This window comes from Pseudomonas sp. Leaf59, from assembly GCF_920984685.1.
Taxonomy (GTDB): Bacteria; Pseudomonadota; Gammaproteobacteria; order Pseudomonadales; family Pseudomonadaceae; genus Aquipseudomonas.
In genome coordinates this window covers 1-22223 of sequence record NZ_CAKLBR010000028.1, presented here as the reverse complement: position 1 = coordinate 22223, position 22223 = coordinate 1, and the positions used below count along the sequence as shown (strand labels likewise).

Annotated in this window: 19 protein-coding genes; 8 read left to right on the top strand and 11 right to left on the bottom strand. The window is 65.7% G+C overall.

What is annotated here, in order from left to right:
• Position 1 precedes the first annotated feature (1 nt).
• Positions 2-1630 carry a pyoverdine maturation tyrosinase PvdP gene (gene pvdP, locus LUB09_RS22255; protein WP_209981532.1) on the bottom strand — a complete coding sequence of 543 codons (1629 nt, stop codon included), beginning with the start codon at positions 1628-1630 and terminating at the stop codon, positions 2-4.
• 142 nt (positions 1631-1772) lie between these two features.
• Here pvdP and pvdM point away from each other — a divergent pair, with 142 nt between their 5' ends.
• Genes pvdM through pvdO form a run of 3 tightly spaced genes read left to right on the top strand, consistent with a single transcriptional unit; the run spans position 1773 to position 5313 of the window.
• A complete protein-coding gene (gene pvdM / locus LUB09_RS22250; protein WP_231423714.1) occupies positions 1773-3122 on the top strand; it encodes a pyoverdine-tailoring dipeptidase-like protein PvdM in 1350 nt (449 codons plus the stop codon).
• A gap of 19 nt (positions 3123-3141) precedes the next feature.
• Positions 3142-4410, top strand: coding sequence for a pyoverdine-tailoring periplasmic protein PvdN (gene pvdN / locus LUB09_RS22245; protein WP_231423713.1), 1269 nt, complete (start codon positions 3142-3144; stop codon positions 4408-4410).
• 30 nt (positions 4411-4440) lie between these two features.
• Positions 4441-5313, top strand: coding sequence for a dihydropyoverdine dehydrogenase (gene pvdO, locus LUB09_RS22240; protein ID WP_231423712.1), 873 nt, complete (start codon positions 4441-4443; stop codon positions 5311-5313).
• Between the two features lie 841 nt (positions 5314-6154).
• Here pvdO and LUB09_RS22235 read toward each other — a convergent pair.
• Complete coding sequence (locus LUB09_RS22235) at positions 6155-6673, bottom strand: SgcJ/EcaC family oxidoreductase (protein ID WP_231423711.1); 519 nt, start codon at positions 6671-6673, stop codon at positions 6155-6157.
• A gap of 155 nt (positions 6674-6828) precedes the next feature.
• On the opposite strand from LUB09_RS22235, the gene LUB09_RS22230 reads away from it, so the two are divergent.
• Genes LUB09_RS22230 through LUB09_RS22215 form a run of 4 tightly spaced genes read left to right on the top strand, consistent with a single transcriptional unit; the run spans position 6829 to position 11424 of the window.
• Positions 6829-8007, top strand: coding sequence for a sensor histidine kinase (locus LUB09_RS22230; RefSeq protein WP_231423710.1), 1179 nt, complete (start codon positions 6829-6831; stop codon positions 8005-8007).
• Positions 8004-8657, top strand: a complete 654-nt coding sequence (locus tag LUB09_RS22225) for a response regulator (protein WP_231423709.1) — start codon at positions 8004-8006, stop codon at positions 8655-8657. Before LUB09_RS22230 ends, LUB09_RS22225 begins: the two co-directional genes overlap by 4 nt.
• Positions 8654-10981: an ATP-binding protein gene (locus LUB09_RS22220; RefSeq protein WP_231423708.1), complete on the top strand. Its 2328-nt coding sequence runs from the start codon at positions 8654-8656 to the stop codon at positions 10979-10981. Before LUB09_RS22225 ends, LUB09_RS22220 begins: the two co-directional genes overlap by 4 nt.
• A complete protein-coding gene (locus LUB09_RS22215) occupies positions 10978-11424 on the top strand; it encodes a response regulator (RefSeq protein WP_209981516.1) in 447 nt (148 codons plus the stop codon). The genes LUB09_RS22220 and LUB09_RS22215 overlap by 4 nt, the downstream gene beginning before the upstream one ends.
• A gap of 14 nt (positions 11425-11438) precedes the next feature.
• Here LUB09_RS22215 and LUB09_RS22210 read toward each other — a convergent pair whose 3' ends face one another.
• The 6 genes from LUB09_RS22210 to LUB09_RS22185 form a co-directional block, all read right to left on the bottom strand.
• Positions 11439-12551 carry an NAD(P)/FAD-dependent oxidoreductase gene (locus LUB09_RS22210; RefSeq protein WP_231423707.1) on the bottom strand — a complete coding sequence of 371 codons (1113 nt, stop codon included), beginning with the start codon at positions 12549-12551 and terminating at the stop codon, positions 11439-11441.
• On the bottom strand, positions 12544-14163 hold the full coding sequence (locus LUB09_RS22205; protein WP_231423706.1) for a methionine--tRNA ligase: 1620 nt from the start codon (positions 14161-14163) through the stop codon (positions 12544-12546). The genes LUB09_RS22210 and LUB09_RS22205 overlap by 8 nt, the downstream gene beginning before the upstream one ends.
• Before the next feature lie 4 nt (positions 14164-14167).
• A complete protein-coding gene (locus LUB09_RS22200) occupies positions 14168-15271 on the bottom strand; it encodes an NAD(P)/FAD-dependent oxidoreductase (RefSeq protein WP_231423705.1) in 1104 nt (367 codons plus the stop codon).
• A complete protein-coding gene (locus LUB09_RS22195) occupies positions 15268-15621 on the bottom strand; it encodes a cupin domain-containing protein (protein WP_057008863.1) in 354 nt (117 codons plus the stop codon). The genes LUB09_RS22200 and LUB09_RS22195 overlap by 4 nt, the downstream gene beginning before the upstream one ends.
• A gap of 16 nt (positions 15622-15637) precedes the next feature.
• Positions 15638-16978 carry a lysine N(6)-hydroxylase/L-ornithine N(5)-oxygenase family protein gene (locus LUB09_RS22190; protein ID WP_231423704.1) on the bottom strand — a complete coding sequence of 447 codons (1341 nt, stop codon included), beginning with the start codon at positions 16976-16978 and terminating at the stop codon, positions 15638-15640.
• A gap of 111 nt (positions 16979-17089) precedes the next feature.
• Positions 17090-18463: an MFS transporter gene (locus LUB09_RS22185; RefSeq protein ID WP_209981508.1), complete on the bottom strand. Its 1374-nt coding sequence runs from the start codon at positions 18461-18463 to the stop codon at positions 17090-17092.
• A 142-nt stretch (positions 18464-18605) separates the two neighbouring features.
• On the opposite strand from LUB09_RS22185, the gene LUB09_RS22180 reads away from it, so the two are divergent.
• Positions 18606-19334: an ArsR/SmtB family transcription factor gene (locus tag LUB09_RS22180; RefSeq protein WP_209981506.1), complete on the top strand. Its 729-nt coding sequence runs from the start codon at positions 18606-18608 to the stop codon at positions 19332-19334.
• 3 nt (positions 19335-19337) lie between these two features.
• On the opposite strand, the gene LUB09_RS22175 is transcribed toward LUB09_RS22180, so the two are convergent.
• The 3 genes from LUB09_RS22175 to LUB09_RS22165 are packed head-to-tail and all read right to left on the bottom strand — an operon-like array spanning position 19338 to position 21876.
• Positions 19338-19997 (bottom strand): glutathione S-transferase family protein, encoded by a 660-nt coding sequence (locus LUB09_RS22175; protein WP_209981504.1) that lies wholly within the window; start codon positions 19995-19997, stop codon positions 19338-19340.
• Positions 19994-21463 (bottom strand): FAD/NAD(P)-binding protein, encoded by a 1470-nt coding sequence (locus LUB09_RS22170; RefSeq protein WP_231423703.1) that lies wholly within the window; start codon positions 21461-21463, stop codon positions 19994-19996. Before LUB09_RS22170 ends, LUB09_RS22175 begins: the two co-directional genes overlap by 4 nt.
• On the bottom strand, positions 21460-21876 hold the full coding sequence (locus tag LUB09_RS22165; RefSeq protein ID WP_209981500.1) for a nuclear transport factor 2 family protein: 417 nt from the start codon (positions 21874-21876) through the stop codon (positions 21460-21462). The genes LUB09_RS22170 and LUB09_RS22165 overlap by 4 nt, the downstream gene beginning before the upstream one ends.
• Between the last annotated feature and the right edge of the window lie 347 nt (positions 21877-22223).

The window sequence follows — 22223 nt, the reverse complement described above, 5'->3', positions numbered from 1 at the left end:
GTCAAACCGGCTGCGACTTGACCTTCAGGTGCCGGGCGTACCAGGGCCGCCTCGGCACGCGCTTGAACAGCCCTTGCAACCCGTCGTCTTCGGCGCTGAAGGTAATGCGCAGCGCCAGCTTCATGGTTTCCGGGTCCATTTCCATCGACTTGCCCATCTGCAACCCCGGCGTGGTGCTGCAGCCATGGGTGTCCGGCCCCAGCCACGGATCGCCCACTTCCACCCAGCGGCCCGGGGCAAACCAGGCCACGCCATTGACTTGCATGCGGCTGACTTCGCCCGGATTGAAACGCGCATGGGCGCGGAACCAGTCTTCGATGCGGTCATCGATCCAGCCGTGAAAATGCCAGAACACGGGGTTCACATGGGATGAAAACGGATCGCCGAGAAAATCGTTTTGCGCCACATACCAGCGCGCCGCGAAGTCCGAAGGGTCGCGGGCGAACGGCACCGGCGCGCCATTGGAGGGGTCGCGCGGCACCGACGCCCAGCGCATGTGCAGCCAGTCGTGCAGGCCCAGCTCCATTTCCGAGCCCAACTGGCCGAGGGTCAACCGCGCCAGATAGCGCGGGTCGCGGTATTGGGATTCCCACACCTGGAAGTTGCTGTGGTAGGTCTCGGCGGCCTTGATGTCGCTGACCCACTGGGTGTAGTCGCTGTCGTCCGGCGCCGACCAGGTGGGCGGCAGGGAGAAGCCATCGTGGTTGTCGAAGTAACGCAAAAAGCCCAGGCGATCGCGCTCCAGCGCCGGCTGGGGGGCGGGAAATTGCGGCCATGACGGCAGGTCCTGCATCGAGCGCGCGGTGCCGAGCATGTGGCGGTGCATGAAGAAGAAATCGATGCCCGAGCCGTTGCGGTCCTTGCGCTTGCCACGGGCGTCACGCTCCTGCCCGCGTGGGCCGGGTTGCCAGCCGATGCCGCGCAGGGCGTCGCGCTTTTCTTCGGAGAGCTTGTGCCACTGGTCGCGGGTGGCGTGCCAGAGCTGGTGAAACAGGCGGTGTTCGGGCGCGATCAGCCAAGCCAGCAAGGTCGGGTTGAGGCCGATGCGCTGGCGGGCTTCGGGAAACAGCTGTTTGTGGGCGATGAAGCGGTTGTCGCGCTCGGTCAGTGCCAGGGGGCGGTCGAGGTCGAGAATTTGCCCGCTGAGGGTGCTGCTGCCAGCGTTAGCGAAATCGGCCCACACCTCGTCGAGGGTCATTTTGAATTCATAGGCAGGCGCGCCACCGGCCGAGTCACGGTCGATCAGCCGCCAGTAGAGCAACGTGCCTTCGCCCGTCAGGTCGCCCAGTACGCGGTAACGCGGTTCGCCCTCGGCACGCAGGTTTTCGGCGGTGTCCAGGTAGCCGCGCAGGCCACGGCCACGCGGCGCGATATCCAGCAGCAGCTCCAGGCCGTGCAGCGGCAAGCCCTTGAGCCCGGCGTCATGGCCTGTCAGGCGCAGGCTCCACACACCGCGCAAGGTATTGGCCAGGTGTTGCCCGGTGGTATCGGCCAACGCCACCGTGGCTTCGCCGGGGGTGATGGGAAATTCTTCTTCCCGCGTCAGCTCGCGATGGGCGTAAAAGGCCGCCGGCACAGCCGCGCCGGTCAGCGCCAGGCCTGCGATGAACCCACGTCGAGAGATCGTCATTGTCTACCTTAGGAAACGGCTTAATCAGAGCTAGAACGTTTGCAGCCCGGCGAAATTTACCGCCCCGCCCTGCCCGCCTAAATTTCCTCTGTCATGGCTCGTCCTTCCCAGATAGCAAAGGCCTCAACTGACTGAGATGGCAATGACAAAACCACGTTCGAAAAAGGCGCTGTATCTCGGCTTGCCGCTGGCCCTGGCCATTGGCGCCGGGGCCGGGTTTCTGGTCTGGGATCACTGGTTCAAGGGCAATGCCGGCTACCCGCTGGAGGTGATCAGGCAGGCCAATGAAATGCAGGACCGCCTGTTGTCGTTCGACAGCCACATCACCGTGCCCATGGATTTCGGCACCGCCGGCAATGAGGCCGACAAGGATGGCAGCGGCCAGTTCGACCTGGCCAAGGCAGCGCGCGGACGCCTCTCCGGCGCAGCGCTGACGATTTTCGGCTGGCCGGAAATCTGGAACGGCGACAATGCACCGCACAGGCCCACCGACGGTTTTGTCGAAGAAGCCCGCCACGAGCAGGAGGTGCGCTACACGATCATCACCGGCATGGTGCGCGACTTTCCCAACCAGGTCGGCATCGCCTACACCCCGGATGACTTCCGGCGGCTGCATGGCGAAGGCAAATTCGCGATCTTCATCAGCATGCTCAACGCCTACCCGCTGGGAGATGACCTGAACCAGCTGGACCTGTGGGCCGCGCGCGGCATGCGCATGTTCGGCTTCAGCTACATCGGCAACAATTCATGGTCGGACTCGTCGCGCCCGTTGCCGTTCTTCAATGACTCCACCGATGCCCTGGGCGGGCTGTCGCAGATCGGCCAGCAAGCGGTGCAGCGCCTGAACGACCTGGGCGTGATCATCGATGTGTCACAGATGTCGACCCAGGCGCTGGAGCAGGTCGCGCAATTGAGCCGCACGCCGATGGTGGCCTCGCACTCGGCGCCGCGCGCGTCGGTGGACATCCCGCGTAACCTCAGCGACAAAGAGCTGCAACTGATCAAACAAAGCGGCGGTGTGGTGCAGGTGGTGGGCTTCCCCGCCTACCTGCGTCCGCTGAGCCAGCCCACCCAGGACAAACTCAACACCCTGCGCGCGCGCTTCGACCTGCCGCCCCTGCCCAACCTGGCCATGGCGCTGATGCCGGGCGACGCCATCATCGCCGCCTGGCCCGAGCAGAAATTCGGTCAGTACGCCCAGGGGCTGTACGGCATCCTCGAAGAAGAACCCAAGGCCAGCCTCAAGGACTGGGGCGATGCCGTTGATTACACCGTGCGCAAGATCGGCATCGATCACGTGGGCATTGCTTCGGACTTCAACGACGGCGGCGGTATCGAGGGTTGGAACAACGTCGGCGAGGTCCGCAACGTCACCGCCGAGCTGATCCAGCGCGGCTACTCCGAAGCCGATATCGCCAAGCTGTGGGGAGGTAACTTCCTGCGGGTGTGGGACCAGGTGCAAAAAGCCGCCAAGCCGTTGGCCAACCGTTAATCAACCACGAAGCAAGCCCATGACCGACCGCCGCACCTTTCTCAAGCAGGCTGGCCTGCTCGCTGCCAGCCTGCCCCTGGGCGCTTCGCTGATGCCGTCGGCGCTGGCCGCCACGGCAAACGATCCCTGGACGGGATTGAAGCAGTTGTTCGACCAGGACCCGAGCTACCTGCATTTCTCCAACTTTCTGGTGACCTCGCACCCCAGGCCGGTGCGCGACGCCATCGAGCGCTATCGCCTGCAGATCGACCGCAACCCCGGCCTGGCGATGGACTGGGACCTGCAGGAAACCTGGAAGCGTGAAGGCCAGGTACGCGACTGGGCCGGCCGCTATTTGAAGGCCACACCGGCACAGATCGCCCTTACCGGCAGCACCTCCGAAGGCCTGGCGATGATCTATGGCGGCATCAAGGTGCGGCCGGACCAGGAAATCCTCACCACCGTCCATGAGCATTACGCCACCCAGAGCGTGCTGGATTTTCGCACGCTCAAGGAAGGCACACAGGTGCGCCGCATCGAGCTGTTCGAGCGCGCCAGTCAGGTGTCGGTGGATGAAGTGCTTGGCAATATCCAGCGCGCCATCCGCCCCAACACCCGCGTGCTGGGCATGACCTGGGTGCAGTCCGGCAGCGGCGTGAAGCTGCCCATCGGCGAAATCGGCACGCTGCTGAACGAGCACAACCGCAACCGCGACGACCAGGACCGGATACTTTACGTGGTCGACGGGGTGCATGGTTTGGGCGTGGAAAACCTCGACTTTCCCGACATGCACTGCGATTTCTTCATCGCCGGCACCCACAAGTGGATGTTCGGCCCGCGCGGCACCGGCGTGGTCTGCGCACGCGACAGCGAGAACAAATACGTCACGCCCATGGTGGCGACCTTCTCCGAAGACACCAATTTCGCCACCCGCATGACCCCCGGCGGTTATCACGCCTTCGAGCATCGCTGGGCGGCGGATGAAGCCTTCAAGCTGCACCTGCAACTGGGCAAGGCGCAGGTGCAGGCGCGTATTCATGAACTCAACACCGAGCTGAAAACCCGCCTGCTCGCCCATCCGCAGATCGAGCTGGTGACACCGCGCAGCGCGGCACTGTCGGCCGGTTTCACCTTCTTCCGGGTCAAGGACCAGGACAGCGACGCGGTGGCGGCCTACCTGATGAAAAACCGTGTGGTGGTCGATGCGGTGGAGCGTGATGCCGGCCCGGTGGTGCGCACGTCTCCCGGCCTGCTCAACTCCACCGATGAAATCCAGCGTTTCATGCGCCTGCTGAGTCAGCGGGTGTGATGCCCTTTTCCCTTTGAACGAGATGCCCACATGACTCCATTCCGACTCAACCCCCTGACGGCCCTGGCGTTGACTGCCGTGTGCGGCGCGCTGTTGCCCAGCCTGGCCTGGGCCGATACGCCGCAACCGGGCAAAGTGTTCAAGGACTGCAAGGACTGCCCGGAAATGGTGGTGCTGCCGGCCGGCACCTTCACCATGGGCACCCCGGACGATGAAGTCGGCCGCGAGCCCGACGAGGGCCCGATGCATGAGGTGACCTTTGCCAAGCCTTTCGCCATGAGCCGCTTTCAGGTGACCGCCGGCGAATGGGACAGCTACCTGCGCCAGAGCGGTGTGAAGATCGCCGACGGCGACACCCGCCCCGGCCGCGAATGCATCGCCAGCAAGCCGCGCTACCCCCAGGGCCCGCGTCAGCCGGCGGTGTGCATGGACATGGACGACATCAGGCAGTACGTGAGCTGGCTGTCGAAAAAAACCGGCCAGCGTTACCACCTGGTCAGCGAGTCGCAACGCGAATACGCCGCCCGCGCCGGCTCCACCGGACCGTTCCCCTTCCCGTTCGACGAAGGCAAGGGCTACAGCATCGCCCGGCACGCCAACACCTATGGCCCGGCGGATGGCTACAGCTATTCGTCGCCGGTGGGCAGCTACCCGCCGAACGCGTTTGGCATGTATGACATGCATGGCAATGTGTATGAGCGGGTTGCCGATTGCGAACATCCCAACTACATCGGCGCGCCCACCGATGGCAGCGCGTGGGTGGAGCCGAACTGTGAGGGGTATCAGATTCGGGGTAATGACTGGGGCGAGGCGCCAGTGTTTTCGCGGTCGGGGAATCGGAACAATATTTACCCGCAGACGCGTGGGGATTGGGTTGGGTTCAGGGTTGTGCGGGAGCTTTGATCAGGGTTGGTTGGGCGCTTTTTTGGGGGGCATATCCGTTTTTTTGGTGATGGCTGGTATGGGTTCCGCCCTTACGGCGGGTCACTTTTGGAAAAGAGCCCCAAAAGTAACCAAAAGGGCTCTTGCCCCACCACTCGGCACCTCGCTCAGGCTCGGTGTGCCCGCACTCCGGCTTGAATCCGTGGGCCGCCGCAATGGGCCATCCCTGGCCCAGTGCGGCTAACCCGGCGTCCTGCCGGGTTACCCACGGATTCAAGCCTGCGTGCGGCCAGCGTGGTTGACGGGGCGCTTGAGATCAAGATCAAAAGCCAAAGCAGAGCCAGAGCCAGAGCCAGAGCCAGAGCCAGAGCCAGAGCCAGAGCAGATCAAAGGCAGTGTGATATCCGACAGACAAATGGAGATCAACTGTGGGAGGGGGCTTGCTCCCGATAGCAGTGGGTCAGCTACCAATAAGCTGACTGACACTCAGCCATCGGGAGCAAGCCCCCTCCCACAGTTTGTACAGCATACGGCAGACAACCCCGGTCGGCTCTAAGGCCGCCGCGCTCTTGATCTTGATCTGAGGCGCCCCGTCAAACACGCTGGCCGAACGCAGGCTTTGGAGCGTGGGTAACCCGGCAGGACGCCGGGTTAGCCGCGCTGGGCCAAGGATGGCCCATCGCGGCGGCCCACGCTCCAAAGCCTGCGTGAGGGCATGCCGAGCCTAGGCGAGGCACCGAGTGTTGGGGCGAGGACCTTTTGGTTACTTTTGGGTCCTTCCAAAAGTGACCCGCCGTAAGGGCGGAACCCATATCAGCCGTTACCCCCACCAACGGATATGTACACAAAACCAACCCAACCCTCACTGCCTGGCATGCCGAACCTGCACCTCCGGCATCGCCGAAGAATGATGATTAAGAATCTTCCACTCCCCCTCAACCTGCTCATAAACAAAGGTATACCGCGCCTGCACCTGCCGCTTGCTCCCACCGGCCTCAGTCAACGTAAAGGTATAAACCCCACTGTCCATCGCCACATTGCTGCCCAGTTGGCGGATCTCGCGGTAGTTGATCTGCCCCACCGGCTTGAGCGCCAGGAAGTGATCGAAGTAATCCCTGATCTGATCCGGCGTGGTACGCACCTGATTGGACACGGTCGGCTGCAACACCGCATCCGGCGCGTACAACTTGACCACCGATTTGGCATCGCCGGTCTGCAACGCACTGTTCCAGCGGTCGAACAGCCCGGCAATCTCACGGTCCTTCACATTGACAGGCGCCTGGGCCACGTCCAGGTACACATAAGGGGCCGTGACGGCAGCCTGGGCAAGCGGTGCGCTCAAGGCAAACAACAGGGCGAGGGCGGCGGTTCTGGATTTCATTGCGATGCTCCGGTGGTGTTCGTTGAGCCCACTTTGCCAAGCCGCCCTCCTCCCGCCATCGGCCAACCGGGGGCATTTGCCTATGCCATATGGCAGATAGCGCCCAGGGTGCCCGTCGAGGTCTAATAGCCGCCTCGCGCCCCTGAGCATTCAACATGCACAACACGCCTCACGACCCTGCCAGCGCGCTGGCCATGCGCGCGCACTTCAGGCAGTCGCAAAGCCGCACCGCGCGCCTGCGCCTGCTGGTCGACACCGGGCAGGAACTGGCCCAACTGGCCCCTGCCGCGATGCGCGAGCGCGTGCTGGCACGGGCCTGCGCGTTTCTGGCGATGGACCACGGGCTGCTGCAGGAATGGGACGCCAGGGGCGTCGCCCACTCCACTGCCCGCCAGGGCAACCCGGCCCACCTCGCCCGTCTGGCGACCCTCGCCGACCGCGGCCGGCGCACGCCGTACTGGCAGGAACTGCCGGGCGAGGCGCTGCCCAGCGTGCTGCATGTGCCGCTGCGCGGCAGCGACGGCGGCACCTTTGGCGTGCTGGTGCTGGGCAACAGCGTGAGCCTGCGCGCGCCGGACCATGAAGACGCCGAATCCCTGCAATTGCTCGCCACGCTGCTGGCCGCGCACTTGGAAAACGACCGCCTGCTGACCACCCTCAAGGCCCGCGACAAACACCTCTCCGAGCTGGTCAACCGGCTGCTGCACGCCCAGGAGGATGAACGCAAACGCGTGGCCTACGACCTGCACGACGGCCTGGCGCAGACTCTCGCCGGCTTGCATCAGCGCCTGCAAGGGTTCGCCGGCCGCTGCCCGCCGTTGCCCGACGCCCTGGCCACCGACCTGCAGGCCATCCTGACCCTGGCCCAGCACTCGGTCGGTGAAGGCCGGCAACTGATCGCCGGCCTGCGCCCCGTAGTGCTCGACGATTTCGGCCTGTTCAAGGCCCTCGACAAGGAAGCCGACCGTCTGCGCGATGCCGGTGCGCGCGTGGTCTGGCAGGCGCACTGCGACACGCGCCTGCCCAGCCAGGTGGAGATCGCCCTGTTCCGCATCGGCCAGGAGGCGATCAACAATGTGCTCAAGCACGCGCAGGCCAGCCAGGTGCAACTGGCCCTGGAGCTGCGCGACGGCGAAGCCGCTCTGCGGGTCGACGACAACGGCCGGGGCTTTGCCGTCGGGCAGCCGCGCGATGACGCGCAGCACCTGGGTCTGGCCACCATGCAAGAGCGCGCCAGCCTGCTCGGCGGGCGCTTCAGTTGCGTCAGTACGGTCGACGGCGGAACCCGATTGCAGGCCAGCGTGCCTGCCCACTTCAATGGAACCTGCCCATGAGCGATGTACTGCGTCTGGTCCTCGCGGACGACCATGAAGTCACCCGCACCGGCTTTGTCGCCCTGCTGGCCGGCCACCCGCAGTTCGAGGTGGTCGGGCAGGCGCGCGATGGTCAGCAGGCCGTGGATCTGTGCGAGCAACTGCTGCCGGACATCGTCATCCTCGATATCCGCATGCCGATGCTCAACGGCCTCGGTGCGGCGCGCCTGCTGCAACAGCGCCTGCCGGCACTGAAAGTGGTGATGTTCACCATGGACGACAGCCCCGACCACCTGGAAGCGGCGATCAATGTCGGCGCCGTCGGCTACCTGCTCAAGGACGCCAGCCGTGACGAGGTGATCGCCGCCCTGCAGCAAGTGGCCGCCGGCGGCGAAGCGCTCAACAGCCTGGTCAGCACCCGCCTGCTGCGGCGCATGGCCGAGCGCAACGCCGGCGGCGCAGCCCCCACGGAACACCTCACACCCCGGGAGCGCCAGGTGCTGGGCCTGGTCGCCACGGGCATGAGCAACCGCGAAATCGGCGCGCAGCTGGGGATTACCACCGGCACCGCCAAGGCCCATGTCGAGCGGGTGATCGGCAAGCTGGGCGCCGCCGACCGCACCCAGGCGGCGGTGCGCGGCATCGCCCTGGGCCTGGTGACCCAGGCATGAGGCGCTTGCAGGCGCAGCGCTGGGCCGACCTGCCGTTGCGCGGCAAGGCGCTGCTGGTGATTTCGCTGCCATTGGTGGTGTTGCTGCTGTCGCTGGTGCTGATCTACATCACCGAGCGCCAAACGGCCCACGCCGAAGAGGACGTGCGTCGGGTGCTGCGCGTGCAGCGCGATATCCAGGCCGTGCACACCCTGCTGGCCGAAGCGGCGGGCAGCGTGCGCGGTTACCTGTTGACCCGCCGCGAGGACTTCCTGCCCAGCTACCGCACGGCCGGCCCGCAGATCGAATCGGCGCTGCACAGGCTCGACAGCAACGTGCGCGACCCACGGGTGCGCGAAGAGCTCAACGCAATCAAGCCGCTGATCGCGCACAAGGTCGACGGCCTGGAAGCCATGCTCAAAGACCGCGAGGCCACAGCGGAGTCGATCAGCGCCATTCTGATCAGCAACAAGCACATCCTCGATGCATTGCGCCAACACATCAGCACCATGCTCCGGCTGGAAGATTCGTTGCTGGCCGAGCGCAGCAAGGCCGCGGCCGAAACCCGCGAGCGCCTGCTGCTGTCGACCTGGCTGGCGGCGGTCTGCGGCTTGTTCGGCGCCATCGTCGCGGTGCTGTTTCTGTCCAAGGGCATCGTCGCCCGGGTGCAGAACGTGCAACGCAACGCACAGCGCCTGGCGCTGGGTCACCCGCTGCTGCCGCAACCGCCGGAACACGACGAAATCGGCCAGTTGGGCACGCGCCTGGTGGAGGCCGGCCTGCTGCTGTCCGAGCGCGAGCGTGCGCTGCGCGACAACGAAGAGCGCTTGCGGCTGATCATCGACGGGGTCAAGGACTACGGGATCTTCGCCCTCGACACGGCGGGCCACGTCACCAGTTGGAACAACGGCGCCGAGCGCATCAAGGGCTACACCGAACAGGAAATCATCGGCCAGCATTTCTCGCTGTTCTACCTGCCCGAGGAATGCCCGCAGCACCCGGCCATGGCGTTGCGCGAAGCCACGCGCAACGGCGACTACAGCGAAGAAGGCTGGCGCTGCCGCCAGGACGGCACGCACTTCTGGGCCAGCGTGGTGATCACCGCGCAGTACGACAGCACCGGCGCCCTGCGCGGCTTCTCGAAGATCACGCGCGACATCACTGACCGCCGCGCGGCGGAAATCGCCCTGCGCACCGCCCGCGAAGAGGCCGAACGCGCCAGTCGCGCCAAAAGTGAGTTTCTGTCACGCATGAGTCACGAGCTGCGCACCCCGCTCAACTCGATCCTGGGCTTTGCGCAACTGCTGGAGATGGACGCGCCGGCCGCGCACACAGCCAACGTCGGCCACATCCTGCGCGCCGGGCAACACCTGTTGACGCTGATCAATGAAGTGCTGGACATCGCCAAGATCGAAGCCGGGCGCCTGCCGCTGAACCTCGAGCCATTGCCGTTGGCCGGGGTGCTGCAGGAGTGCCTGACACTGGTGTCGCCGATGGCGGCGGACGCAGGCATCCAGTTGCAGCCACTGCCGGCGCTCGCCCCCGACCTGGGCATCGTCGCCGACCGCCAACGTCTCACCCAGGTGCTGCTCAACCTGCTGTCCAATGCGATCAAGTACAACCTGCGCCCCGGCCAGGTGAGCATCGAGGTGAACCTGCACGGCCAACGCATCGGCGTGTCGGTGTGCGACACCGGCAAGGGCATTGCGGCCGAGCACCTTGGGCAACTGTTCAAGCCGTTCGAGCGCCTGGGCGCCGACCCGACCGTCGAAGGCAGCGGGCTGGGCCTGGCGCTGAGCAAGAGCCTGCTGGAGAAGATGGGCGGCACCCTGCAGGTGCACAGCCAACCCGGCATCGGTTCGCGTTTTACCCTGGAGCTGCCGCTGGTAAGGGTGCAGGAAGCGCAACGTCCCGACGCCGCCATCAGCGACGCCCCGTCGGCCCGCCCTGCCCCCGGCACGCAGGCGATTCACGGCAAGGTGCTGTGTATCGAAGACAACCTTGCGAGCCTGGCGCTGATCGAAACCCTGCTGCAGCGCAGGCCGGGCATCAAGCTGCTGTCGAGCATGCAGGGCCAGCTCGGGCTGGACCTGGCCGCGCAGCATGCGCCCCAACTGATTCTGCTGGACGTATCGCTGCCCGACATCGACGGCCTGCAGGTGCTGCAACGCCTGCGCCGCGCGCGGCTGACCCGCGACACGCCGGTGCTGATGCTCACCGCCGATGCCAGCGACCTCACCCGCACGGCCTTGCAGCACGCCGGCGCGACCGCCGTGCTGAACAAGCCGATCAACGTGCCTGCGTTTCTCGCCCACCTCGACCAGTATTTTCCGGAGCCCGCGTGAACCTCGACCTGCGCATTCTGATTATCGACGACCAACGCCCCAACCTTGACCTGGTGGAGCAACTGCTGGCGCGCGAAGGCTTGACCAATGTGCTGAGCAGCACCGAGCCGCTGCGCACCCTGGAGCTGTTCAACAGCTTCGAGCCGGACTTGGTGATTCTCGACCTGCATATGCCGCAGTTCGACGGCTTTGCGGTGCTCGAACAGCTTAACCGGCGCATCCCCCACGGCGAGTACCTGCCGGTCCTGGTACTCACCGCCGACGCCACCCGCGACACGCGCCTGCGCGCCCTGGCCCTCGGCGCGCGGGATTTCATCAGCAAACCGCTGGACGCGCTGGAAACCATGCTGCGGGTGTGGAACCTGCTGGAAACCCGCGCGCTCTACAAAACCCTGCGCACCCTGGTGCCGGCCGAGCAGATTGCGTTGTTGCAACGTTGCTGAAGCCGGGCGCCGGGTCACTCGATAAAGCGCTCCAGCGCGAACGGCGCCAGCGCGGCAGGCAGCGTGCCCTCCACCACCCATTGCGCAATCGCCTCGCCAAACAGCGGGGCGAACTTGAAGCCGTGCCCGCACAGCCCTGCGGCGATCAGCAAACCGCCAATGCGCGGGTCGGCGCCGACGATGGGGTTACCGTCCGGCGTGCTGTCGAAGAATGACACGCGGTGCCCGACAGGTTGCGCATCCAGCAGACGCTTGAGGCGTTGCGTGGCGCGGTCGCGGTGGGCCAACACGCTCGCATCGCTCAGGCTGCGCTCGAATGCGTCCGGGTCGATGGGTTGGCTTTCACTGGCGATCAATGAGCCGATGAAGTAGCGGCCCGGCGTGTCGGGGCGCAGGTAGAACCCGGCGTCGCGGTCGCAGTAGCCAGGCATGGGCGGATGCGCGCCGGGCGTCTGAACGATACCGACGGTTTGCCGGGTGGCGTGGATCGGCAGTGGCGCCTGGCAGTCGGCGGCCAGCCGCGCAGCCCAGGGCCCGGCGGCGTTGACCACGCGGGCGCTGGCGATAAAACCGCGATCGGTGTGCACGCCAATCACCCGCCCACCGTCGCAGACGATGCGCTGCACGGCCCGCCCCTCTTCGATGACCGCACCGAGGTCGCGCGCGCCCGCAGCAAAGCTCTGCGCGGTCTGTCGCGGGTCGCAATAGCCGGCGTCGGGCTCGTACACCGCACCGGCCAGCGCGTCGCTGTGCAGGTCGGTAATCAGGTCACGTGCGGCCGCCGGTGAAAGCCATGCCAGGCCGTGCAGGCGCGCCACATTGGCCTGGGTCGCGGCCTGCTCGCGCGGCGCAATGCCGGTGAGAAAACCGGTGCGCCGATAGCCGCAGGCGCCCGGATAGCGTTGCGCCCAATCGCGATACGCCTGCACCCCGCGTGCCGCCAACCGGCTCAGGGCGGGGTCGGCGTAATACTCACGCACGATCCCCGGCGACGCGCCGGACGCGCCGCTGGCGATAGCGCCTTTGTCGAGCAGCCGCACCGACACACCGGCCCGCGCCAGGTGCCAGGCCGCGCTGGTGCCGGTGGTGCCGCCGCCGATGACGATGACGTCGGCGGACTCATGCATGGGCGCGAGCGCCGTCGAGCACCACGCTGGCAGGCAGGCAGGGTGCGAGGCTGGCGGGCGACAACGGTTTGAAACGCGGGCGTGGCGCACTGGTCTCGCGAGGCGTCGAGGCGCTGTACAACCCCTGCAGGCTCGGCAGCCCGTCATGCCCCAGCCGCTGCCACAGGTAGGCGGCCACACGCGGCATGGTCGGTGCCGCCAGGTAGGCCAGGCCCTTGAGCCACAGGTAAGCCTGGGCGCTGTCGGTCACGTCGCGTTCAGGGCACTGCATCCACTGGTGCAATACATCCCAGGCGTCACGCACCGAGACCGCGTCCAGGCGAAACGCGAGGGCCAGGCGTTCGACGGCCGCGTCCAGGCTCGCGCGCCCCTCGGGCTCGATAGCCTGCCGCTGCTGATCGAGGTGGGCCAGCGCCAGGTCGATACGGCTGTCGAGTGCGCCCGCGAGTTCCACGTTGACCACCTCGATGAATGCTTCGATGGCGAAGTTGGTTTCGCCGTTTTCCGGGCTTTCGCGGCTGAGGAAATAACGCACGCCGTCGCTGCTGGCCGGGGTGTGGTCGACGATGTCGGCCGCCCACACCACGTGCAGGCGGCTGGTGGAGAATTTCGCGCCTTGCAGGTTGTAGAAGTAGTTGGTGAGCACGTAGTCGAACGACCGGTGATCCTGCAACGCATCCATCACCGCCGCACTGCCGGCCAGCAGCAACACCGCGTTGTCGATACCGAAGCTGACCAGCGTGGTCACAGCACTGCTGCGCAGCATCGCGTGGCCGTGCTCAGGGGTTTGCTCCAGCGCGCGGTCGGCGCAGGTCAGCGCGTATTCCCAGCCGGACTCGAACAGCACCCGTGGGTTGCCGAAGCGGTCCGCGCTCCAGGCCACGCCCCAGTCACCCGGCGCGGTGAGGCGCACACGGCCGTTTTCACGCTGCAAAAAGCGCGCAATCACCTCGATGATCGACGCCGGCGCGCCGCTGGCACTCATGCGGTGCAGCAACTGCTCGGGGTCGGCGACCTTGAGGAACAGGCTCTCGACCTCGACCCATTGCAGCGGGCTGTCACCCATGCGCGGCTGCGGGTTGAGCATGCTTTCCGGGCGGAACAGCGCGCCACAGGCTTCACAAAAGTAGCCGCCGGCGCCGGCCTGGCAATACGGGCACTGGCCCACCAGCCAGGCGCCGGCCATGTAGCGCCGGGTGCCAGGGCAGTACAGCACGCGCTCGCTCACGTTTTCGGTGACGCCCAGCGCCACCAGCCGCTCCACCGTGCGCTGGGCATTGGCGGCATGCTGGCGAGCATACGGGCCCTGCACCAGGTCGAGGAAGTCATCGACGTGCACGTCGAGGGCGCGCAGGTCATTGGCGATCCGGGCGTGGTAGTCGCGCACCACGGCTTCGGGCGCGCGCTGTTCCTGCAGGCCCTTCCACAACACGTAGGAGTCAAAGCCGTCCACCGCCGACACCACGTCGACGTGGTGACCCTGGCTGCGCAGGTAGCGCGCGAGCATGTCCATGCGCAGGTAGGGCCCGGCGATGTGGCCCAGGTGCAGGCGGCCGTTGGGCGTTGGCGGAATCGGCATCAGGAAGAAGGTTTGCGCAGGAGTGGCGGTCATCGGTTCAGTCCATCAAGGCAGCGGAAGGTGTGGCAGCGGCGGTGTCGGGCCAGTGCGCCACGAGCAGGTCAAGGGCTTCGCGGGCAATGCCGGGGGCCAGGCGAAACCCCGCACCGCTGCCGGCACCGGCAAATACCAGGTGTTGCTCGGGGTGGTAGCTGACCTGCGACTCGCCGCTGGGGCTGTAGCTGTCGCAGAACACCCGGCCACCGCGGCAACGCGCCACCAGGTCGGGCAGGTAGTGCGCCAGGGTGCGGGTGGCGACCTGCACGTCGTGGGCGTTGATTTCCAGCGCGTGTTTGCGTGGCGCCACGTCCCACTCGTCGCAACGAAAGCTGAACAGCCACTGGTTACGCGCCGGCAACGGCATCAGGTAAGCGTCCGATTGCGGCAGGAACAGCGCAGCGGCATCCGCCGGTGGCCGGCCGTCGATATGCAGGGCCACCACCTTCTTCACGCGCAGGCCATGCTCGGCCGCAATCGCGGCAAAGGGCGACTCGCTGACCCACGGCCCGGTGGCCATCAGGGTGCGTTGCGCCTGCACGCGGGAGCCGTCGCTGAGGCGGATGCCGGTGCGGGTGATGGCCTCTACGCCGACCCCTTCGAGGCAATGCACATTCGCACTGCCCAGGCTGTGGCTGATCAGCAGGCGCGCCACCAGCGGCGGCTCGTAGCTTTCCGCCGTGCCGCCGCTGGACAGGCATTCGTCGGCGCCCAGGTTCAGCGCGGCGCCCAGACGTTCGCCGAGGGCCTGCAGCGACACATCGGCCGGCAGCACGGGCGCCTCGACCACGGCGCGCTGGATATCGGCAGTGAACCCGTGATGGGCCAGCCAGTACACCGGCGCCTGGGTGGTGCGAAGGCCCAGCCGGTCACGCAACGCGCGATACAGCCCGGCGCTCTCCCCGGCCAGGCGCCGCTCACGCTCGGACTTGCCGGTGGCCAGCAGCACGCCCGCCGAATGCGCGGTGGCGCCGTCGCCGATGCGGTAGCGGTCAATCAGCAGGATTCGCCAGTGCGGGTAACGCTGCACGGCGTGGTGCAGGGCCCAGGCGCCGATAATGCCGCCGCCGACAATCACCAGGTCGAAATCAACTTGCCGACTCATGCCCACCACACCGAAAACACCTGGGCCTGGGTGGTGCTGTTATTGCGCACAAAATGCGGGCGCCACGGCTCGAAATACACGCTGCCGCCATTTTTTACCGCGTGCCAGGTGCCGTCGTAATACACCTCCAGATCGGCGCCGCTGATAAACCAGATTTCATTCACCGCGTGTTTGTCTTCTTCGGTACCGCAGCCGGGCTCGATGGTGAAGCGCGAGGACTGGATCGGCGCGTTGGTCAGCCGGCCGGAAAAGTGGTGCAGGTACAGGTGCACGCCTTGCAGCGCAACGGGCTCCTCGGTTTCGCGAATCACCGGGGCGTTGCCGTTGGGGGGAAGTGTGATGGGTTCCATGGCGGGACTCCTGGGTCTAGTGGGCGACGGCGGCGAGGCGATCGAAACACCCATCGCTGACGTCCTCGAAGGCAGCGCTGGCGCCCCACTGGACGCATGCTTCAGGCTCGTCCAGGTCGTAGAGGGGCTGGCCGCTGACGCTGTTGATGATGTGCGCGCAACGCCAGGGGATCAGGCCCAGGTTCGGGTCGGCGATGCCTTTCTGGCTGCGCGCGGCGTTTTGCACATAGAGCGCCGAACCCTGCGGGCCGTCCCATTGCACCGAGTAGTCGGGGTTGAACACGTACTCGCCGTTGCGCCGGGCGATGCGCGGTTCGAGCGCTTCCAGGCACGCCGGCATCTGGTAGGCGTAGCCGGTGCACAGCACGGCGACGTCGGCGTTCAGTTCCTCACGGGCCTGGCTGTGCCCGTGCAGCAGCGCCAGGCTCCAGTGCTGCGCGCGGGGCTGCACGGCGGTGAGCTCGCGACCTGGCAGCAGGCGGACCTGACAGGGGTGATGCAGCACATGCTTGAGTTCGTACAGGCGCCGATAGATCGACTGCAACAGCGATTGCGAGATGCCGTCGCTGGCCAGCTTTTGCTCGGCCAGCAGCGGTTGGCGCACGGCCTCGGGCTGCGCGAAGAAATGGTCGCTGTACTGCGGGGTGTACAGCTCGTTGGTAAACGGTGACTCGTCCAGCGGCGCGAAATTCCAGCGCCGCGACACCCAGGTCACGCTGGCCGGCAGTGCGCTGGTGTCGGACAGCAGGTGCTGGATGATCTCGGCGCCGGTCTGGCCACCGCCGATCACCACCACGCGTTTGTCCTTGAGCGAACGCTTGCGGGTCATGTACTGCGAGGCATGAAACAGCGTGTCGCCCAGGTGCGCCTGCGCAAACGCCGGCACCGACGGTTGTTGCCCGGTGCCCAGCACCAGGTTGCGCGCGGGCTGCATCCAGGTATCGCCCTTGAGCATGAACAGGCCGTTTTCGAAGGTCACCGAACGCACGTCGCGGTTGAACTGCAGGTTGGGCAACTGGCTGCACGCCCAGCGGTAGTACTGGTTGAATTCGCGGCGCAGCACTTGATCGAAATTGGCGTTGATGAAGCTCAGCAGTTGCTTTTTCTTCGACAGGTAGGCAAGGAAGGAGAGCGGGTTGGAGGGGTCGACCAGGCTGACCAGGTCCTTGAGGTAATGCACCTGCAACCTGGCTTCGGGCACCATCATGCCGGGATGCCACTGGAACTCGCTGCTGCGCTCGAAGAAGGCCGAGCTGATGCCCGCATGGGGTCGGGCCAGTGCCGCCAGGCTCAGGTTGGCCGGACCGATGCCGATTCCCGCCATGTCTACCACTGCGGCTGCAGAGAGCACACTCATGATCACTATCCCTATTGATGATGTTTTCAGATGCAGCAACGCCTCGCGATGATCACGAAGGCGTGCCGGGCGTTGGCTGTTACGGGTGATGCCGTTACAAGTGGTGGTGCATCAACTTTCCACGGTCTGCACGAGCGGGGCCTTGAGCATCAGCAGACACAGCAGCATGGCCAGCAGCGACAGGCCGATCGCGACGCCGACCGCGACCTCGATGGCGTCGTCCAGCGGCTGCACCGAGGTGAGCAAGGCGCCGAAGATCGCCACACCAAAGGCCGAGCCGCTTTGCCGGCTGGCGTTCAGGGTGCCGGCGGCGACGCCGGCCTTGGCACGGTCGACCACGCTCATCAATACGGCGGTGGCGGCCGGGGTGATGATCCCCGCGCCGAAACCGACTGCCGGATAGCACAGCGCGATGCGCCAGTACGGCGCGTCACCGGCCAGGGCGAACAGGCCGATAAAGCCCAGGGTGTACAAGCCGAAACCTGCCACCAGCACGGCACGTGGGCCGTAGGCACGGGTCAGGCGACCGCAGGTGAAACTGCCGAGGGTGACCATGGCGGTCAGGGGTAAAAAGGCCAGCCCGGTTTCCAAAGGTGACCAGCCGCGATGGGTCTGGAAATACAGGCTCAACAGGAAGAACAGCCCGTAGAACACCAGGGCCGAGGCCATCGACAGGAAGGTCGCGCCGGAAAAGGTCGGATTGCGGAAATACTGCAGCGGCAGCATCGGGTCCTTGTGACGGCTTTCGGTGACCAGGAACACACACCAGGCGATGCACGCGACGAACACGCCCGCATAGACCCATTCGGAATTCCAGCCCAGCCTGGCGCCCTCGATCAACACGGCCACCGAGGAGCCCAGCGCGATAATCGCCGCGATTTGCCCGGTAACGTCCAGGTGTCGGTTGGGCGCCAGTGGCGCAGCGTGCGGGATGCGCGAGGTGAGCCATACGCCGATCAAGGCAATCGGTACGTTGATCAGGAAGATGCTGCGCCAGCCGAACAGTTCGATCAGCACCCCGCCCACCAAAGGCCCGGCGGCCATGGCGATGCCGCCGCAGCCAGCCCACACGCCAATGGCGCTGGCGCGCTGATGGGACTGCGGGTAGGCGCTGTTGATCAGCATCAACGAGCACGGCACCAGCAGCGCTGCGCCCAGCCCCTGCAGCACACGGGCGCCGACCAGCTCCGGCAGGTCGGTGGCCAGGCCGCACAGCGCAGATGCCAGGGCGAACAGGCCAAGGCCCAGGGCGTAGATTTTTTTCGCGCCGAAGCGGTCGCCGAGCAGGCCGCCGGTGAGCAGCAGGCTGGCGAATGTGAGGGTGTAGGCGTTGATCACCCATTGCAGCCCGGTGATGTCCGAACCGAAGGTGGTGGAGATGGACTCCAGCGCCACGTTGACGATCGAGGTGTCGAGGATGACGACCACATAACTGAGGCTGGTGGCGATCAGTACCTGTCGTTGATAGCGCGTGCTGAGTTCCATGGCTGCGTGTGTCCCTGGTGACATAATTGCGGCGTGACTATAAGCAGCTTTGTCCGATAAACGCTTCGAGGCGTGTCGAAGTGTTGGTGTTTGTGTCATCCTCGGCCCTGATATCACCCGGCACAGCGCGGAGTTCAAGGGAATGACCCAACCTAAAATTTCATCCATCGCCTACCTGATCGCCGAACCGGTGCGCGCCGTGATCCTGATCACCCTCGCCGACGGCAGTGCGCTGTCGGCCAGTGCCCTGGCCGATGCGGCCGGCGTGACGCCGCAGACTGCCAGCTCGCACCTGGCCAAATTGCTCGACGGCGGCCTGCTCACCGTTGAAACCAAGGGCCGCAATCGCTTCTATCAGTTGGCTGGGCCCGACGTTTCCCATGTCCTGGAAAGCCTGGCCGCGGTGTCCCCGCAAACCAGTTCGTGGCGCAGCCTGCCCAACCGCGCGGCCCATGACCTGCGCTTCGCACGTTGCTGTTATGACCATTTGGCCGGTCAGGTCGGTGTGGCCGTGACCCAGGGCATGCTGGAGCGCGGCTATATCCTGGAGCGCAACGAGCGCGAATACGTGCTGAGCCTGCGCGGCATCGAATGGCTGCAATCGCTGAACCCGGAAAGCGGCGAACCGTGCTTTCAGGACCACGTGCAGGCCCGGCGTTGCCTGGACTGGACCGAGCGCGAGCACCATATTGCCGGCCCGCTCGGCAGCCATCTGCTGGATACCTTTACCCAACTGGGCTGGCTGCGTCGGCAGGCGGGCACCCGCGCCGTGTTTGTCACCGTGGCCGGCTGGCGTGCGTTCAAGACCCACCTGGGGATTGAGCACCTGCGCCATCTCGAAGCGCCGCTGCGCGTCCTGACCACGGCCTGATCCTCAAGCGGGTTGCGCGCTGAACAACCCCTCGATGTCCACGATACGCCGCTCCTGCGCCGCCCCGCTCTGCTGCCAGGCCGGGATCGCGTTGATGCGCGCGTACCAGGCCGCCACATGGGGATACTCAAGGAACGGCGCCTGGGTGCGCGGGATATGGCTCAGCGGCGCCGCCAGGTCGATATCGGCCAGGGTCAGAGCGTCGCCGACCATGAATGCACGGGTGCGCAGATGCTCGTCGAGCACCGCCGTGTAGCGATGGATCGCGTGCAGTGCCTCGGCCACCAGGGTAGGGTTTTCGGCATGGCCCTTGAGGCGTTCCATAAAGCGCTGCTCGATCAGCACCGTGGGCCCGCGACGAAAATGTTCGGCGGCCCAGAACATCCACTTGAGGGTTTCGTACTTCGCCTTGCCCTCGGGCAGCAGTGCAGAACCGCTCTGCTCGGCCAGATAGATCATGATGGCCGAGGCCTCGAACAGCACCACATCGCCGTCAACGAAGGTCGGGATGCTGCCGTTGGGGTTAAGGGCCAGGTATTCCGGTGTGCGGTTCTGGCCGCTGAACAGGTCGAGGAAGACGAATTCAACGTCCAGCCCCAGGTAAGCGGCGGTGGTCAGCACCCGCCGGGTGTTGCTTGAGCCTCGGTCGCCATACACTTTCATGCCACTGCCTCACTTGCCTGTTCGTCGCTGAAGGCCGGGTGCTCGCTGAGCATCAGTGCCACCTCGGCAGCCTGGCGCACCGACTGGTACACCGAGTTGACCATCGGCGCCGCCAGGTAGGACGCCACGCCCAGCAGCCAGATGTTGTCCGGCCGGTCGGCACCCGGCAGGCTGACCTGCAATTGCGCAGAGACCGCCGGAGGGATGCAGGGCGCACCAGATGACACCTGCAACTCAAGGCCATCAGGCGTGGCATGGAACTGTTGTTTGTGAAAACCACTGGCACACACCACGGCGTCGACCGCGTGGCTGTTGCCATGGTCATCATGGGCGAGCCAACGGCCCTGCCACTCAAGCCGGGTGGGCACATGCGCGGCCAGTTGCAGGCGGCCTTCGTCGATCCACTGCGACAGGGTGACGGCGGTTTGCAGGGGCACCGCGAACAGATAGCGCCCCACCGCTTCCCAGCAGTTTTGCAGCGCGGCCGTACGCACCGCCGCAGGGGCGGCGCGCAGTTTCAGGTCCGCCAGGTCCATGCAGTGCACCAGCAGGTTTTGCCAATCGGTCGCGCCACAGCTGGCCAGGGCGATTTCAGCGCGCAGGCGTTGAGCCGCATCGCGACTGCGATCAATCTGTTCGCGCAGCGGGCGCCCATTGATGGCCTTGGCCGCCTTTGCGAGCAGGCGCAGCAGATGCCAGTACAGCCTGGGGCTTTCCAGGTCGAGCCGGGCAAATCGCGCCTCATCCAGCGCAACCGCGCTGCGCCGTGGCGTGGCCGTGCGCACGCCGGGCAAGCGCCCTGAGGGTGAAGCCATCAACACGCGATGCCCCGCGCCGCACAGCAGCAGTGCGCTGTCGACAGCAGACAGACGGCTGCCGAGCACCAGCACCCGCGACGGTTTATGCAAGTGCTGCAACCAGGCGCCGGTGGGGTACGGCGTGGTGAAAATACCCGGCGCGCCCACATGCGCTGCGACCTGCGGCGGCACACAGGGCGCCGCGCTGCCGGTGCACACCAGCACCGCCGAGGCGTAAAGCTCGGCGCCATTGTCCAGCTGCAATTGATAGCGACCAGGCGCAACCGGCTTGATACGCCGCACCGTCGCGCGCACCACCCGATGCTCGATGCCCTGAGCCTCGGCGAGGTCGCGATACTCCGAGTAGCGTTGCTTGAGGTAGCCCGACACCCAGGCCCTGGGCACGAAACCGTCCTCACTGGCGGCAATGCCCTGAGCGTTCAGGTAACGCTGGAAGTCCTGCGGGTCATCGTCGAGCACCGACATCGTCTGCACCGAGGTGTTGCACAACAGCCCCTGCTCGGCAGCGGTAAAGGCGATCGAGTCGGCGAGTCCCTGGGGATCGATCAGGTCGATACGCCGCGCCTTCCCCGTGCGCACCAGCGCAATAAAGGCCGCAACGCCGGTGACCGAGCCGCCGATAATGGCGACCGCACGACTGAAGCTCACAACGCCCGCGCCAGCAAGCGCACGCCGTACCAGCCCCAGTACACACGGTGGTAGGTGATCAGGCCATTTTCGATTTCCATCATTTCCATCAAATCGACCTGCTCGCCCTTGGGCGTCTTGCGCGGGTATTCCCAGGTCAGGTTGCGCCCGTTGATGAAGGCCTTGTCGCTGCGATACCACTCGGCGAGGTCGCTGGGGAACTTGCGTTTGCTGTCTTCCATGAAGCGCTGGATGGTGGCGCGTCCTTCCAGCACGCCGCTGCCGTGATCGGGGTAGATGGCCAGCACCAGCGGCGTTTCAAATACTGCGTTTTCGGCATAGAGCGCGGCGGTGGCGGCCAGGTCGCCGGCACAGACGGTGGAGTGCCAGGATTCGTAGATATCCAGCAGGCCAGGGTCGATGGACGAAGTCATGGCGGTTTCCTTGGGTGGCAGCGCTGGGCTGAGAGAGCCTGTGACTATAGGGAATTGGTGAGGGGGGATGCTTCGGGCTGGGTCGAAGTGTGGTGGTTGGGTGGCTGGCTGGGTGGCTGGCTGGTGGGGTACATATCCGTTGCTGCGGTTATGGCGGGTATGGGTTCCGCCCTTACGGCGGGTCACTTTTTGAAGAGCGCAAAAAGTAACCAAAAACGCTTTGCCCCAACACTCGGCACCTCGCCTGGGCTCGGTGTGCCCTCACGCAGGCTTTGGAGCGTGGGCCGCCGCGATGGGCCATCCTTGGCCCAGCGCGGCTAACCCGGCGTCCTGCCGGGTTACCCACG

Excerpts from the sequence above, each read along its gene's own strand:
- pvdP (WP_209981532.1), bottom strand. The coding sequence starts at position 1,630 with ATGACGATCTCTCGACGTGGGTTCATCGCAGGCCTGGCGCTGACCGGC.
- pvdM (WP_231423714.1), top strand. The coding sequence starts at position 1,773 with ATGACAAAACCACGTTCGAAAAAGGCGCTGTATCTCGGCTTGCCGCTG.
- pvdN (WP_231423713.1), top strand. The coding sequence starts at position 3,142 with ATGACCGACCGCCGCACCTTTCTCAAGCAGGCTGGCCTGCTCGCTGCC.
- pvdO (WP_231423712.1), top strand. The coding sequence starts at position 4,441 with ATGACTCCATTCCGACTCAACCCCCTGACGGCCCTGGCGTTGACTGCC.
- LUB09_RS22235 (WP_231423711.1), bottom strand. The coding sequence starts at position 6,673 with ATGAAATCCAGAACCGCCGCCCTCGCCCTGTTGTTTGCCTTGAGCGCA.
- LUB09_RS22230 (WP_231423710.1), top strand. The coding sequence starts at position 6,829 with ATGCACAACACGCCTCACGACCCTGCCAGCGCGCTGGCCATGCGCGCG.
- LUB09_RS22225 (WP_231423709.1), top strand. The coding sequence starts at position 8,004 with ATGAGCGATGTACTGCGTCTGGTCCTCGCGGACGACCATGAAGTCACC.
- LUB09_RS22220 (WP_231423708.1), top strand. The coding sequence starts at position 8,654 with ATGAGGCGCTTGCAGGCGCAGCGCTGGGCCGACCTGCCGTTGCGCGGC.
- LUB09_RS22210 (WP_231423707.1), bottom strand. The coding sequence starts at position 12,551 with ATGCATGAGTCCGCCGACGTCATCGTCATCGGCGGCGGCACCACCGGC.
- LUB09_RS22205 (WP_231423706.1), bottom strand. The coding sequence starts at position 14,163 with ATGACCGCCACTCCTGCGCAAACCTTCTTCCTGATGCCGATTCCGCCA.
- LUB09_RS22200 (WP_231423705.1), bottom strand. The coding sequence starts at position 15,271 with ATGAGTCGGCAAGTTGATTTCGACCTGGTGATTGTCGGCGGCGGCATT.
- LUB09_RS22195 (WP_057008863.1), bottom strand. The coding sequence starts at position 15,621 with ATGGAACCCATCACACTTCCCCCCAACGGCAACGCCCCGGTGATTCGC.
- LUB09_RS22190 (WP_231423704.1), bottom strand. The coding sequence starts at position 16,978 with ATGAGTGTGCTCTCTGCAGCCGCAGTGGTAGACATGGCGGGAATCGGC.
- LUB09_RS22185 (WP_209981508.1), bottom strand. The coding sequence starts at position 18,463 with ATGGAACTCAGCACGCGCTATCAACGACAGGTACTGATCGCCACCAGC.
- LUB09_RS22180 (WP_209981506.1), top strand. The coding sequence starts at position 18,606 with ATGACCCAACCTAAAATTTCATCCATCGCCTACCTGATCGCCGAACCG.
- LUB09_RS22175 (WP_209981504.1), bottom strand. The coding sequence starts at position 19,997 with ATGAAAGTGTATGGCGACCGAGGCTCAAGCAACACCCGGCGGGTGCTG.
- LUB09_RS22165 (WP_209981500.1), bottom strand. The coding sequence starts at position 21,876 with ATGACTTCGTCCATCGACCCTGGCCTGCTGGATATCTACGAATCCTGG.